The following is a 15,417-nucleotide window of genomic DNA, read 5'->3' on the forward strand; positions in this document are numbered from 1 at the left end:
AATAATAAAATAAAAACTCCAATTTAGGAGTTTTTTTGTTACAAAAATTTTATCTCAGAATTTTTTCCACCTTTTTTCCCGTGCAAAATTACCAAATCCCGATTTTTATATTTGTTAATTTCTATTTCCAAAATGTTCATTTTGTTTGCATAAACATATGAAAAAACTTCATTAAGCCTATCATTTGGAACTATGACAAAAAATTCGCCATAATTTTTCAGCAGCCTTTTTATTTCAAAAAAAAGTTCTTCCAAAGTCAAAAAAATTTCAAATTTACTGATTTTTTCTGATTCTTTTTTTGGAAGTTTTCCGCTATTAATTTTTTTATACGGCGGATTTGAAAAAATTACATCAAATTGTCCCGTTATCTCTTTTATATTTTTATTTATTGGAATTATTTTATTTTCTAAAAAATTATTTTTTATATTTTTTTCCAAAATTTCAAATATTTCTTTTTGAATTTCAACGGCAAAAATTTTTGAAACTTTTGAAATTTCTGAAATTAAAATTGAAATTATTCCTTGTCCTGCGCCAATTTCCAAAAAGTCACCAGATTTTTTGTTATATTTTTTTATAAATTTTGAAAGCAAAATTGCATCTTCTGTTATTTTTAAACCTTCGTCCAAAATCGTTATTTTTTTATTTACGCTCTCCAAATTTTCTACATATTTCACAACTTTTCTCCCCTTTTGACAACTTCCAAAAATTCTTTTTTCAAAACTTCAATTACAACAAAATTTTCTTCGTTTAGATTTTTTTTATTTTCCCCCAAAATCTGCAAACTTTCCACTTTTTTTATTTTTATTTTTTTAGATAAATTTTTTATTTCTTTTTCACAATTTTCCACAAAATATAATTTATAGCCATTTTTTATTTCAAAAATTCTCTTTATTTTATTTTTTTGAGCAAATAATTTAAATTTTATACTCAAAATAAATTTTTTTAGACTTTCTGGAATTTTTCCAAATCTATCTTTTATTTCGAAAACTAAATCTTTTAACTCTTCATTTGACGAAAGCGTGGCAAAACGACGATAAATATTCAATTTTTCTTCATTCTGAATATAATTTTCCGGAATAAATCCTTGGTCAAGCAAAATAATTTCCACATTTTCAATTTTTTCGCTAAATTCTCCTTTTTGACGCTGAATTTCTTCATTCAACATTTTTATATACAAATCATATCCAAAAGTTTCTATCGTCCCGTGCTGCTTATCTCCCAAAATTTCTCCAGCGCCACGAATTTTTAAATCTTCGACAGAAATTTGAAAACCGCCAGATTTTATTCCTTCCACTTTTAAAAGACTCTCTTCTTTCTGTTTTCCCAATTTTGTAGCATTTCTCGTCTTTAGTAAATAGCAATAGCCTTGTCTGTCACTTCGACCAACACGACCTTTTAACTGATAAATTTGAGCTAGACCAAGTCCAGTAAAATTTTCTATTAAAATTGTATTTGCGTTTGGAATATCAATTCCATTTTCAATAATTGTAGAAGCAACTAAAATATCAAAATCTCCATTTTCAAAGCGAATAAGTTTATCTTTAATTTCCTGTGGCGGCAGTTGTCCGTGAATAAATTCCATTTTCACAAAATCCGGAACAATTTCTTTTAATTCTTGCACTTTATTTTTCATATTTTTCACATCGTTATAGATATAAAAAACTTGACCATCTCGAGATAACTCTTTTAAAATTGCCATTTTTACCTCATTTTCATCCCAATCCAAAATTTCCGTTATTATTGGAAGTCTATTAACTGGCGGCGTGTCAATGATTGAAATATCCCGTATTCCCAGTAGAGATAAATTTAGTGTTCTTGGAATTGGAGTCGCAGTCAATGTCAAAACATCCAGTTTATCTTTTTTTCTTTCAATTTTTCTTTTGCCTTAACTCCAAACTTCTGCTCTTCATCAATAATTAAAAGACCCAAATTATTAAAAACTACATCATCACTTAAAAGCCTGTGAGTTCCAATGACCAAATCCACGGCTCCATTTTTCAAATTTTTTAAAATTTCTCCTGATTTACTTTTTGTAAGTCTTGATAAATTTTCTACGACAATCGGATAATTTTCAAATCGCTTTTTAAATCTTTCAAAGTGCTGCTGAGCCAAAATTGTAGTAGGAGCTACCAAAATTACTTGCTTTCCATTGTCAATTGCTTTAAATGCCGAACGCATCGCAACTTCAGTTTTTCCATAACCGACATCGCCACAGACAAGTCTATCCATAATTTTTGGACTTTCCATATCGCTTTTAACATCGTCAATCGCCTTTTTTTGGTCAGGTGTCACTTCGAATGGAAAACTTTCTTCAAATTCCTCTTGCCAAACCGTATCTTTTTGATAAATAAATCCAGTTTGCCTTTTTCTTCTAGCTTGAATTTTTATAAGTTCAGCTGCAAATTTTTGAATATCCTCTTCCAATTTTTTTCGTTTTCTTTTAAATCCAGAAGTTCCCAGACGAAATAATTTTGGCTCTAAATCGCTAGAAATATATTTTTCAAGCCTGTCCAATTTTTCAACTGGAATGTATAAAATATCTTCATCAGCATATTTTACTTTTAAATAATCTTTCTCGTCTATGGTCTGAATTCCTTTATAAATTCCAACTCCATACTGAATGTGAATTACATAGTCGTCTACTAGAATTTGATTCAACTTTTTATATTTTATAGATTTTTTTACTTTTTTAGAATTTTCATAAATATAGCCATCAAGTTCTCTATCCGTCAAAACAAAAATTTTATTTTTTTCACTCAAAAATCCTTCAAATAATTCAAAATTTGAAACAAAGAAATTATTTTGATTTTTTTTCAAAATTTGATTATAATCAGAAAGTTTTTTTTCATAATTTTTTGTTTGAATAAAAATTTTATTTTTATTTGCCAATTTTTCCAGCTTCTCTTTATTTTTAAAAGTTTCTAATTGTTCTTTGCTAAAATTTTTAGCTAAAACAAAAAAACTTTTTTTCTTCAAATTTTCGTATCTTTTTCGGTATAAATTTTCTTTATCGCGATTCAACAAAATATATTCTTCCAATTTGTAGTCAACCAATTCTTCATTTTCAGTAACAATCAAAACATCGTCATTATTTATTTCCGAAATCATTTCGACTAGCTCAAATTTATTTCCACTCAAAATATTTCCAAAAATTTTAATTTCTTCAATTTTTTCAATCGAAATCTGGCTGTCAACTTCAAAAAATCTAATACTTTCAAGTTCATCACCAAAAAATTCAAATCTCACTGGATTTTCCAAATCTGGCGGAAAAATATCGACAATGTCCCCTCTTTGACTAAACTGTCCCTTTTTTTCAACTAAATAAGAACTTTCATATCCATTTTTTAAAAAAAGTTTTTTATTTCCGAAAATTTATATTCACTTCCAATTTTAAATTTAAAAAAATTTACTTTTTCAAAAAAAATATCAAGCGCAATTTGTAAATTCATAAATAAAATAAATTTATTTTGATTTTTCAAAATATCAAGCATTTTTACATTAATTCCAACAATGTCTTCTTTAGTTTGTGAAATATTTTCAAAAATGTCGATATATTTTTTATTTTTCTCAAAATTTTTAGAAAAAATATTTTTATTAAAAAAATAATTATCTAGCATCGAATAATAATTTTCTAAATTTTTATTGGACGCCGAAATATAAATTATTTTTTTGAAATCCGAACGCTCCAAAATCCATGGAATTTCTCCTCGATAAACTTCCTTTTTTTTGTTTATTTTATTAAAAAAATTTTTATCTATTTGTGCAAGAAAATTTAATTTTTCCATTTTTCACCTTCTCTTCTAAAAAATAAAAAAAACACTTCGACTTTTCAGCCAAAGTGAATAGGATTTTTTCTTCCTATTTTTAATCTTCGTTATTTTGATTATAAAGTTTCCAAACTCCAAATACTAAATAAATGTAAACTAAATACGAAATAAGTCCATTGTTATGCAAATATGCAAATACAAAGACCAAAACTATAATAATTATCGCAAATCCAAGTCCTTGAATAATTTCTGCAAACGAAACAGTTTCATTTCCAAAGACATTTGGTTTATAAATTAAATTTATTCCTCTTGTGAAAATATTTAAAATTAAAATTGAATAAATAATTGCTTCTGACTGAACTCCCAAAAACCAAAATACAACTGTCGAAATTCCAACCATAACTCCAAAAAATATTTTTCCAAAAGAATGCTCTGGACTTGTAAATTTATCCGTCATTACAAAAATTCCAAAAAATAAAAATTCTCCTAGCGAAGTTGCAACCAAAATTCCATTATTTGCCGCCACATTTAATCCAATAAAAAGTGTTAGAAAAAATGCCACTGGAATATGCCAAGTTATTCTTTGACGCAAAATCAAATAAATTGCACCAATAACAATTGCCAAAACAGAAAACGAGCCAATCATTCCTCTGCTTGTTATAAGTAACGACATTAATTTGGAAGAACTGTCAATTGGTATCGTAAGCGCACTGTCAAATCCCCAAACTGGCGATTCTGGAATTAAAAATTTTGAAAAAAATGTCACAACAAATAATTTTCCTAATACAACTGGATTAAATATTTTTTTGTCAATATCTCCAAAAACATTTTTTCCAAAAACAACAGCCATCGCTCCCGCAAAAAGCGCCACATAAAATGGCACAAACGGCGGCAAAACCAATCCAGTCAAAACTCCTATAGCCGTAGAAGCAAATGTATCCTTTCTATCTGAAATATTCTGTTTTCTATATAATTTTAAATAAATCAATTCCACAACTTCCGCTCCAATAGTAGAAGTTATTATAGTTATCAGCGGTTGCAAAGTATAAATAAAAGATGCTATAAATATTGGAACTAGCGCAATAAAAATGTCTATATTTGTCTTAAAAACATTTTCATTAATTTCTCTTTTCTTTCTTTTAAACATAATAAATTTTTTCACTACCTTTCTAGTAATTTTTTAACTATTTTTTTAATTATTCTTGTGATGATGAACTTTGACTGCTTCCGCCACTTTCACTCCCACCGGCAGAAGAACCTGACCCAGATGAATTTTTTCCACTTCCTTCACCACTGCCAGAACCAGATGTTTTTTTACTACTGGAACCATTTGATGAATGTTTTTTCGATTTTTTAGTTGTGTAACTTTCTTCTTCAGAAAAAGAGTTCTTTTTACCTTTTTTGTGATGTTTTTTATCTTTTCCATCAAGTGCAAATTTTTCATTGGCATTGACTGCTGACTGACCTTGAAGATTTTTCTCTTGTTCTGATTTTTGTTGTTGCTGTTGCTGTAACTGCTGTTGTTTAAGTTGTTCCTGCTGCTGTTGTTGCTGTTTAAGTTTTTCAGCAGCCTGTTTTGCAGCTATTTCTTGTGGAGTAGCAGGTTTTGGCGCAGTTTGCTGTACTTTTTCAGGTTTTGGCTGAACTGCTTTTACCACTTTCTTTGTTTCTTTTTTCTTGCTCATAATTCCGGCAAATGGATTAACATTTATCTTTTGAGTCAAGTTTTTTGGCTTTTTTGCAGTTAAACTTCCGAATGCAAGTAATCCGACAGAAATTAAAAATACAAAAATTTCTTTTATTTGTTTCATCTTTCTCTCTCCTAAATTTTTATTATATTTTAATCACTTGTAAAAACTCAAATTTCTTTTGCTTTTACAATTATTTACTCAAATTATATTTATTTTTTTTTATTTTTTTTATTATAGCACATTTTTCCTAATAATTCCTTATTTTTTTCTGGAAAAATCAAAGTTTTTGTTATAAAGTGATTTGTAAAGTCCATTTTTTTCTAAAAGTTCGGCATGAGTTCCCGTTTCTTTTATTTCCCCTTGTTGTAATACCACTATTTTATCACTATTTTCAATAGTTGTAAGTCTGTGAGCGATGACAAATGTAGTTTTATTTTCCATTAATTTTTCCAGCGCATCTTGAACCAATTTTTCCGATTCGTTATCCAAAGCTGAAGTTGCTTCATCTAAAATAAGAATTTGTGGATTTTCAAGAATTGCACGAGCAATTGCTATTCTTTGCTTTTGTCCGCCTGACAGTTTTACTCCACGCTCACCAATTTCAGTATTATAACCATCTTCCAATTTTTTAATAAATTCATGTGCGTTAGCTTTTTTTGCCGCTTCTTTTATTTCTTCAAAAGTGGCATCTCTTTTTCCGTATTTTATATTTTGCAAAATTGTTCCAGAAAATAAAAATGTCTCCTGTGGAACTATTCCGATATTTTTTCTCAAAGACTTCACATCATAATCTTTTATATTTACTCCATCAATTTTTATCGCTCCATTTGACACATCAAAAAATCTTGGAATTAAATTCACAAGAGTTGATTTTCCACCTCCAGAATTTCCTACAAAAGCCATCGTTTCGCCTTTTTTCACAGTAAAATTTATATTTTTTAAAATCTTTTCATCACTATCTTTATATTTAAAATCAACATTTTCAAAAGTTATATTATCTGAAAAATATTGAAATAAAATTTTATTTTCATTGTCAATAATCTTAGGTTCTTCCTCCAAAATTTCAAAAACTCTCCCAACTGATGGAATATCCACGCTAATTTCGTTAAATCTAGTAATTGAACGACGAATTGGAGTATACATCGAACTTATAGCTCCCATTATAGTGATAAAGGCTCCTGGCGTAAAATCATGTCCTCGTAAAACACGATAACCTCCTGCAAGTAACAGTCCCGCTATCATAATATAATTTAATGCTTCTGAAACGGCACTTGAACGAGCGTTATATTTCGCAGTCTGAATGGCAATTCTTTTTAATTTCGTATTTTTTATTCTAAAATCTCTAATTTCTTCCTTTTCCATTGCAAATGCTTTTATAACACGAATTCCAGAAAGTGATTCCTGTAATTTTGAATTTATCAGTCCCATCGCTTCCTGCCTTTTTTTCCCAGAACGCTTCAATTTTTTTGAATATTTTTTTACAATTGTAATCAAAACTGGTGCAACAATCAAAATTCCCAAAGTCAATTTCCAGTCAATACTAAGTGCAAGTCCAAAACAAATGACAACTTTAAAAACTTCAGGAACCATGTTAAAAGTCTCTTTTATTACACTATTTATATTATTCGGATCCGTTATGACCTTTGTCATAAGTTCCCCAATTTTAGCGCTAGAAAAATATTCCATATCGAGCGTCTGTATTTTTATGTAAATATCATCAACGATATTTTTGTATATCGAAGCGGAAATTAATGCTGAAAACACAGTATTCCAATAGACTAATACAGCTCCAACTACAGCAAGTAAAATCATAGAACCTGCCGCATAAAGAATATCTTTTTCGTTGCTCTCTATAATTCCTTTATCAAAAAGTCTTTTTATAAGAGCAAGTGGCGCTGAAGACACTGCTGATGAAATCATTGCCAGCAAAATATTTAAAAATATAGGAATTGAATAACGCTTCATATATTTCCTTAACTTTTTTATTGAATTATAATTTTCTGATTCAATAACTTTCATTTTTATTTTCCTTTCTTTTAAATCTAAAAATTTAAAATTTTAAAATTTAAATAATTTTTTTATTTTTTTATATAATGGAGTTTCTCCATTATTTATCTCTTTTTTAAATTCAGACAAATTTTCAAAATCATCTCCACTTGTTCGATAAATCCAATCTTTGTTCAAATTCAACGAATTTGCTCCTTTTCTGGTCGTAACAAACACTTCCACGCCAAGTTTTTTCAAGTCTTCTCTTTTTCCTTTATAACGATGTCCCCAAGGATACGCCAAAACAAAAGGAGTTTTGTGAAGATTTTTTTCAATAATTTTTTTATTTTCCAAAATTTCAAAATTTATTATTTCTAAAAATTTTTTTTCGTCAATTTTATAAAAAAATTCATTCTGTTTTTCAACAAACAATTTATTTAAAAATTCTATTTTTTCTTTGTGAGATTTTTTTCGAAATTCATCAGAATTTTCAATTTTTCTATATTTTGCAACAAAATCACTTTTTGGACGAAACCCTGCAACCGACACTTGACTAACTAACTTAAAAACAGGAAGTCCATCCAATTTACCACTGTCATTTTTCACATTAAAATGTCCGTCTTTTCCGTCATAAAATAAATTGTAGCTCTCTCTTTTAAAATACGGCGAAGTATCTTTTTCATAAAAATCCACAACTTTAATTCGCTTTATCGTCAAGTCATGTGAATGTGTGTGCATTTGAAAATCAACTAAACCACTTTCATACATTTCCTTTATATTTTCCCAGCTCAAATAATCCGCATTATTTCCAACATATCTAGTATTCAAAAAAATAGTCGCCTTTATATTATATTTTTTCAAAATTGGATAAGCTAGTGTATAATTATTTTTGTATCCGTCGTCAAATGTGACAAGTATTGAATTTTCAGGTAATTTGTAATTCACCTTTTTTAACTCTTCCATTTTAAAAGAAGTCTTATCTTTAATAAGTTTCATCTGCTCTTCAAACTCATCTACAAATATCCCTTCTTTTCCAGGTTTATCATCAATGCCATGATACATAAGGCAAATTGCAAATTTTTTTCTAGTTTTGTTGTAAATAATAAATATTAGAAACAGTAAAATAACTATTGCTACTAAAATTACAGCCATTACTTTTTTCACCTCACTTTATTTTCCCAGTCATTTTTAAAAATTTAGCTCTCACTTTTTTTATAAATCTATCAATTTTAAAACTTAAAACTGTGTTTTTTTTATTTTTGCTAAAATGTACATGTCTTTTATCTCCAATATGTTTCACGCAAGGTTCTTTAAAAAATACAGTACAAAAACCTTTTTCTTTATAAAAATCCGATAAAACTTCTTCATACCGCTGATTTTCGAGTTTTTCATGAAGTCCAAACAAATCCATGTCTTTTTTTCGCCGAAGTCCAGGATTATAAGTAAAAATTTCTCCTTTTACCTTGTAAAATCTCTCGCCCGACTTTGATACATAATCATCTTTCTCGCTAAAAAAATAATCGTTGTTGTAATCTTCCTTCGCTCTCATTCCGACAATCAAAATTGAACTGTCTTCTTCAAGAAGAGCCATCGACTTTTCAATAAATCCTTTTTTAAAAAATTTCCAGTCATCTTCACAGTGAAAGATATATTCCGTGTCAACTTCCTTATAAGCCTTGTCAATCGATTTTAACTGCCCAAGCCTTGTAGAGTTTATAATAAGTTTAAAATCTTGATTTTTATAATTTGAAATCAATTTTTCCAATTTTTTCCCTTCAGTACTGTCTTCCGTAATTATTATTTTTTTTATCGGATAAGTATTGTTCTCAAAAAAACTGTCCAATGTCTCTTTTAACAAATCAAATCTTCCAGCACTTGTAATCACAAGTGTAACTTCTTTTTTCATCGCCTTTTCTCTTTTCTATAATAATTTAATCATATTGATTCAGCCCTTTTTCGGCTACCATCTTTTTATTTTTTATCGCATCACTTAACAATTTGTCATTTTCTTTTAAGTGACTTCTATCATTTTCCTTATGAAAAATGTGATAAGTCAGCGCACTAAACTTTAATTTCTTTTTTTTAATTCCATTATTAAAAAGTCTTAGCGCAAGTTCGCTATCTTCTCTACCCCAACCCTCAATTTTTTCCTCAAATCCATTTACAAGCTCTAAATCCTTTTTAAAAAAAGACATGTTGCAACTTCTAATTCCCTTTAAATTTTTATCTTTTTTTGTCAAAATTTTAGATAAAATCGAATTTCTTATCATATTAAGTTTATTTTTAAAATTTTTGTCAAAAAAATTTTTTTGTAAATTTAATTTTTCACCATTTATAATTTTTTGCGATTTATCTTTTGATATTATAACACGAGAACCTTGAATAAAAAAGCCATTTTCTTTTTTTTCAATATGATCTTGTACAAAATGTCTCTCCAATATCAAATCTCCGTCAATTATTATGACATAATTTCCAGTTGCCTTAGCAATCGCCTTATTTCTCGACATTCCCGCTCTAAATCCCTTATCTTCCTGCCAAGAATGAATAATTTTCACAAAAGGATTACTAATTTGAAAATCTCGCACTAAATTAGCCGTTTCCTCTCTTGAACCATCATCTGCCACAATAATTTCATGTGGTAAGACAGTTTGAGCCAAAACGCTTTCTAAACATAATCTCAATGCATCTGGCCAATTATAAGTTGTAATCACAAGAGAAGTGTCTTTTCCCAAAGTGTTATAATAAGCTTCCCGCAATTTAGTATATTTCGTCATCGTATAAATCGAACTATATTTTGCCAGTAAATACCCTTCATATCCATCCAAAAATCCCAGCTGCAAAATGTACATTTTCACAAATCTAAACAACATTTTTGAATAAATTTTTATAAAACTTGGATTTTTTTTATTTTTTATGTATTCCTTCGCACTTTGTGAAGTGTACCGATTCAACTTTTCCAAAAATTCTTCAATGCTGTCGTAAGTGTAATGAATTATAAGTTCTTTAATTTTTTCAATTTTTTCTTGCGTTTGATATTTCTCATGAACTTCTCTATTACTAATTTTAACTTTTCCATTTTTCCAAAGTCTAATTACATAGTCATCCCAGCCACCAAACTTAATTTCACGCCCAAAAGCGATATTTCTAAGTTTTATTTTATAAACTTCGCTTGAAGGATTACTACTATTTATAATTTTTTTTATTTTTTCTCTCAATTCAGCCGACACAACCTCATCCGCATCAAGAAGTAAAATCCATTCTCCACGACATTTTTCTAAAACAGAATTTTTTTGAGGCCCATATCCTTTCCACTTTTCCACAAAAACTTTTGCACCTTTAAATTTGGCAATTTCTACAGTTCTATCTCTACTCTCGCTATCGACAACAATTATTTCATCCGCAATCTCTTTAATCGCATCAATCGTCTTTCCAATTCTATTTTCTTCATTAAAAGTTATTATCCCAACTGATAATTTCATTTAGCTTTCTCCCATTTTTTAAAATTATTTTTCTTTCAAAAATTATACAAAAGTTTTTCAAAATCAATATCATTAATGTTTTTTTCAGGAAAATCAATCAAAATATTCCCTTCTTCTTTTATCCGCCATTTATTTTTATTAAGTTTTGGTCCATAAAAAGCCATTACTTTTCGATTTAGCCCTTCTCCCAAGTGAAGTATCGAAGTATCCAGAGAAACAACCAAATCACTTCGATTAATTAAAGAAATACTGTCTAAAATTGTCCGTGAATCTTCAAAAAATAAAACATTTTTATCATTTATTTCTCTTATAGTTTCATAAATTTGTTCTCTGTCTGATGGCGAATCAAGTATCACTATTTTATCATCTGGATATTTTTTTCTCAACTTTTTCAGTATCACAAGTGAATTTTCCAAATTTGTCTTTCTCCCGCTCGAAGCCCCAAAAAAGTTTACTGAAATCACTCTTTCATTTTTATCACTTTGGCGAATATTTTTTTCTCTAAAAAATTTATCAACTTTTTTTTCAGATTCACTTGAAATTGGCACATCGTAAGTCGTATCTGTAACTTCAATATTCACACATTTCAACATTTCACAATAAATTTCTTTCATTCTCAAGGTTGTACTCTGCTTAACATTTTCATTATAAACAAAAAAATCATCTTTGTTGTACCCAATATTCACTTTGGCATTCATCTTATTCAAAAAATAAACTTGCTTATATTTTAGCCCTTCTGTAGAATCAATTATCACATCATAATTATTTGGCTTTAACTTTTTTATCATCTCTTTCCACTCTTTAATCTTTTTTCTATTAAAAGTATAATAATTGTCAATATTTTTATTATATTTCAACAAATTTTCCAAAGAATTATCAGAAATCACATCCAGCTGTATATGCGGATATTTTTTCTTAATTTCTCTAAATATAAAAGAACTTATGATATAATCTCCTATTTTCCCGTCAATTCTCATAAAAAGCATTTTTTTTATTTTATCAGGAAAAAGATTCACTTTTTCTTTTTTTCTGTCAAACATTTTACTCAAAAAATCATTTTTTTTATCAACTAACACATCTCTATAGGGTTTGTAAAACTTCCAATTTATCTTTTTTATTTTTTTTAATTTTTTTGCTTGTTTTATTTCTTTCATTTTCTTTTTTATTTTTTACCTTTCACTTTGACTTTGTCCATAAATTTTACTTATTTCAAAATTTAGCCATTTTATCGCATCTTCCATCGGAAAATCATAAAGATCATTTTGAGTTCCAGAAATATTTGAAATTACTTGCAGATTATCAACATTTTTATCAGGAACAGGCGACCATCTATAAAGATTAACTTCATTGTTTGCATAAAAACTAAGCACAGGCTTTTTAAGTGCACAGGCGATATGAACACTTGCACTATCAACTCCTACAACTATATCCGATGATGCCAAAAAATTTATATATTCTTCAATTGAAAAAGACTTTGACAACGAAATATCAATATCGTTTTTTAAAAGCGAAGTCAATTTTTCAAAATACTTTTCACTTCCAGCAGTTTTAGACATAATAATTTTTATATTTTCAAAATTTATTTCATTAAAAAGTTTTGCCATTTCTTCAACTTCTATACATCTGTCATTTCCTTGTGGTGCAAGTAAAATTTTCACTTTTTTTTCTGCAAGGTTCCAATTTTTTTCCATTTTCAAAATTTCTTGTTGACTCAATTCCAATTTTGGAATTTCTTTTTCAATTTTAAAATATTTTGCTAACTCAGAATACATTAAATAATCAACAATATGAGAATTTATCGGCATTACAGTTACAAAATCATAAATTTTTATATTTTTTCTGTTAAAATAATGTCCTTCTTTATCTTTTCCAAAACTTATTATTATTTTAGGAGCGAGTAACTTCGTCCAAATAAGTCTTTTTGTATTAATCTGATCTTTAAAATCCAAAAGCAAGTCCCATTTTTTCCGCTGCTTAATTATTTTTTTTCTATCGACAATTTCATCAACTACTTTTTCTTTTCGATTAACAAGTTCTATAAAATTTTTATTTCTCTCAGTCGAAACAATCCCAATTTTTGCACTCGGATACATTTTTTTCAGCTGCCTTGCGTGACTAAAAGAAATAAGCGTATCTCCCAGCGCATCTTTTGGACTTAAAAGCACTGTTTTTACATCTTTTAAACTTATATTTTTATGCTTTTTTTTATTTCCAAGCAGCAAAATTGTCAATTTTATTTTAATTTTTTTTATTACATTCATTATTTTACTCCCGTTATTTTTTATCCAAAGTAACTTATTTTAAATTCAATAATTTTACTCAAAAACTAAATTTTCCAACAGTTCTTTTAATTTATTTCTGTTACTCTCAATAGAAAAATCTTTTGCACGATTTAGCGCTTTTTCACAATAATATCTATATTTTTCTTCATTTTCAAGTTCTAAAACATCCAAAACAAATTTATCTTTGTCATTTAACGGAACAAGTTTTCCATATTCACTATTTTCTCCCAAAATGTCTTTCGGTCCAGTAGGACAGTCATAGGCGACAACTGGAGTCCCAAATGTCATACTTTCAATTAAAACCGTAGGAAGACCTTCATATTTCGCCGTATGCACAAATAATTTTGCATTTTTAAAGAATGGATATGGATTTTCCATCTGCCCCAGCAAAAAAATATCATTTTCCAATTTATATTCCTGTATTTTTTGACGAAGCAATTCATTTTTTATCCCGCTTCCAATAAAATAAAGTTTTTCTTTTATCCCTTTTTTCTTCAACTTATAATAAATATCAATTAAATGCTCAGGCTGCTTTTGCTCCGAAAGTCGTGAAACTTGCAAAAAATAATCTTCCTTCAAATATTTTTCATATTTTTTGTCTACATCTTCCGCTCTTTTTTTTATAAATTCCAAGTCAATAGGATTGTAAATCATCGCAACTTTTTCACTATTTATTTCAAGTTTTTCCAAAAACTCTTTTTGCATAACTTTTGTAATCGCTATAATTTTTGAATACTTTTTATATTGCCTTTTATATTTTTCAATTTTTTCACTCGTCAATTTTTCCCCAAAAGTAAGCGAAAAATGAACCCACGAAATCAAAGGTACATTTACAGAAAAATTTTCATATTTCAATAAATTTGAAGAATAATCTATTACAACATCATATTTTTCTTTTTTTATTTTTTCTTTTATCAATTTTGGATATTTATTTTTCGCCAAAAATCTATAAAGTTCTTTTAAAAGTTTATTTTTTCCACTATAAAAATCAAACAAAAATTCATAATTTACACCTTTAGGAATTTCATTTTCAAACAAATTATTTTCTTTATGATTCCAAGTTATAATTAAATCTATATTGTGTCCCAATTCTTTTAAATTTTTTAATACGCTAATTAAAACCCGTTCTTCCCCCCCCATACTCAAATGACCATGTAAAACCAATATTTTCATAATTTCCCTCTCGCTTTTTAAATTTCATATAAATTTTTAAAATATTCAAAAAAAGTATTTTCAACTTTCTTTTTACTGCTCTCAATTTTAAATGAGAGTTTGTGAATTCCCACAGAATCAGTTATTTTTTTTAATTTTTCTTCAGAATAATTGTCAAACCACACTTTAAAAAGTTCGTGCGGCAATGTATCCGAAACAATTTTACATCTATCTTTTGCATAATATTTTTCAATTAATTCCGTATATAAAATCTGCATAAAAAAATAATTTGGAATCCTGTCATTATCTCGCCAAAAAACTAAAAGTAAATCGAGCATCGCCGTCATTATTTTGTTATCTTTATGAGAAAATATTATACTGCTTAACATTTTTATTTTTGATTTTTTATTCCAAGAAAAATAAATTGAATCATAAAGTTCAAATTCTTTTTTATTTTCAAAATTATCATCTCTTTGAAAAAGAAAATAATCCATTTCAAAATATTCTCTCGGTAAATAATCTGTCAGTAAAATTGTCGCATCAATCCAAACTCCGCCATAATATTTTAAGAGAGCAAATCTCAAAATATCCGTAAAATGAGCGTATCCCATTTTGTTTTCAGCCAGTTTTTTCATCACATAATCAGGAAATTCCAAATATTCACCAATATTTTTCATATCTAGCCTAATTAAAGTGTAATTTTCTTTATATTTATCCATCGCTTTATAACAAATTTTCACCACATTTGGCAATTTCTCATAATCCCATCCTTGTCCCCAAAACTGCCAAATTATTTTTTCATCATTCAAAAACTTTTTTTTAGGAATAACTTTAGCTATCTCAATTTTATTTTCAAAATAATCAGTTAAAACTTTGTTCCAGTCATTAATAATCGCCTTTTGATTGGAAAAATAAACTTCTCTTTGTATTTTATCAAACAAAAAATTTGGTAAAAGCTCCTTGTAAATATATTTAAATGGCTTTTTTTTAAGTTTTTCATTCAGTTTATAAATTTTAGAATCTGTGAATTTATATTCTTTCATAATCTGTCCTTTCATTT

14 protein-coding genes are annotated in these 15,417 nt (G+C 27.8%); all 14 read right to left on the reverse strand.

Annotation, left to right across the window (positions count from 1 at the left end; genetic code table 11):
* Positions 1-38: 38 nt before the first annotated feature.
* The 14 genes from J5A73_RS09665 to J5A73_RS09720 all read right to left on the reverse strand — a co-directional run bounded on the left by J5A73_RS09665 (position 39) and on the right by J5A73_RS09720 (position 15,400).
* A complete protein-coding gene (locus J5A73_RS09665) occupies positions 39-674 on the reverse strand; it encodes a methyltransferase (protein ID WP_211615314.1) in 636 nt (211 codons plus the stop codon).
* A complete protein-coding gene (locus J5A73_RS10600; protein ID WP_249069266.1) occupies positions 671-1,843 on the reverse strand; it encodes a TRCF domain-containing protein in 1,173 nt (390 codons plus the stop codon). Before J5A73_RS10600 ends, J5A73_RS09665 begins: the two co-directional genes overlap by 4 nt.
* The gene (locus tag J5A73_RS10605; RefSeq protein ID WP_249069500.1) at positions 1,840-3,372 is read right to left on the reverse strand and encodes a DEAD/DEAH box helicase; all 1,533 of its coding nucleotides are present in this window, start codon (positions 3,370-3,372) and stop codon (positions 1,840-1,842) included. Before J5A73_RS10605 ends, J5A73_RS10600 begins: the two co-directional genes overlap by 4 nt.
* Positions 3,345-3,785, reverse strand: coding sequence for a hypothetical protein (locus tag J5A73_RS10610; RefSeq protein WP_249069268.1), 441 nt, complete (start codon positions 3,783-3,785; stop codon positions 3,345-3,347). Before J5A73_RS10610 ends, J5A73_RS10605 begins: the two co-directional genes overlap by 28 nt.
* Before the next feature lie 79 nt (positions 3,786-3,864).
* The gene (locus J5A73_RS09675; protein WP_249069270.1) at positions 3,865-4,929 is read right to left on the reverse strand and encodes an RnfABCDGE type electron transport complex subunit D; all 1,065 of its coding nucleotides are present in this window, start codon (positions 4,927-4,929) and stop codon (positions 3,865-3,867) included.
* 34 nt (positions 4,930-4,963) lie between these two features.
* Positions 4,964-5,578, reverse strand: coding sequence for a hypothetical protein (locus J5A73_RS09680; RefSeq protein ID WP_211615316.1), 615 nt, complete (start codon positions 5,576-5,578; stop codon positions 4,964-4,966).
* Positions 5,579-5,716: 138 nt separating this feature from the next.
* The gene (locus J5A73_RS09685) at positions 5,717-7,477 is read right to left on the reverse strand and encodes an ABC transporter ATP-binding protein (protein ID WP_211615317.1); all 1,761 of its coding nucleotides are present in this window, start codon (positions 7,475-7,477) and stop codon (positions 5,717-5,719) included.
* Between the two features lie 39 nt (positions 7,478-7,516).
* On the reverse strand, positions 7,517-8,608 hold the full coding sequence (locus tag J5A73_RS09690; RefSeq protein ID WP_249069272.1) for a polysaccharide deacetylase family protein: 1,092 nt from the start codon (positions 8,606-8,608) through the stop codon (positions 7,517-7,519).
* Position 8,609: 1 nt separating this feature from the next.
* Positions 8,610-9,350, reverse strand: coding sequence for a glycosyltransferase family A protein (locus J5A73_RS09695; protein WP_211615319.1), 741 nt, complete (start codon positions 9,348-9,350; stop codon positions 8,610-8,612).
* A gap of 25 nt (positions 9,351-9,375) precedes the next feature.
* Positions 9,376-10,923 carry a glycosyltransferase gene (locus J5A73_RS09700; protein WP_211615321.1) on the reverse strand — a complete coding sequence of 516 codons (1,548 nt, stop codon included), beginning with the start codon at positions 10,921-10,923 and terminating at the stop codon, positions 9,376-9,378.
* A gap of 35 nt (positions 10,924-10,958) precedes the next feature.
* Entirely contained in the window at positions 10,959-12,077 is a 1,119-nt protein-coding gene (locus J5A73_RS09705; RefSeq protein WP_249069273.1) for a glycosyltransferase family 9 protein, read from the reverse strand.
* A gap of 15 nt (positions 12,078-12,092) precedes the next feature.
* Positions 12,093-13,184, reverse strand: a complete 1,092-nt coding sequence (locus J5A73_RS09710) for a glycosyltransferase family 9 protein (RefSeq protein ID WP_211615324.1) — start codon at positions 13,182-13,184, stop codon at positions 12,093-12,095.
* Between the two features lie 54 nt (positions 13,185-13,238).
* Positions 13,239-14,378: a glycosyltransferase gene (locus J5A73_RS09715; protein ID WP_211615326.1), complete on the reverse strand. Its 1,140-nt coding sequence runs from the start codon at positions 14,376-14,378 to the stop codon at positions 13,239-13,241.
* 17 nt (positions 14,379-14,395) lie between these two features.
* Positions 14,396-15,400, reverse strand: a complete 1,005-nt coding sequence (locus J5A73_RS09720) for a capsular polysaccharide synthesis protein (protein ID WP_211615328.1) — start codon at positions 15,398-15,400, stop codon at positions 14,396-14,398.
* Between the last annotated feature and the right edge of the window lie 17 nt (positions 15,401-15,417).

This window comes from Leptotrichia sp. oral taxon 218 (genome assembly GCF_018128225.1).
In the GTDB taxonomy this organism is placed as follows: domain Bacteria; phylum Fusobacteriota; class Fusobacteriia; order Fusobacteriales; family Leptotrichiaceae; genus Leptotrichia.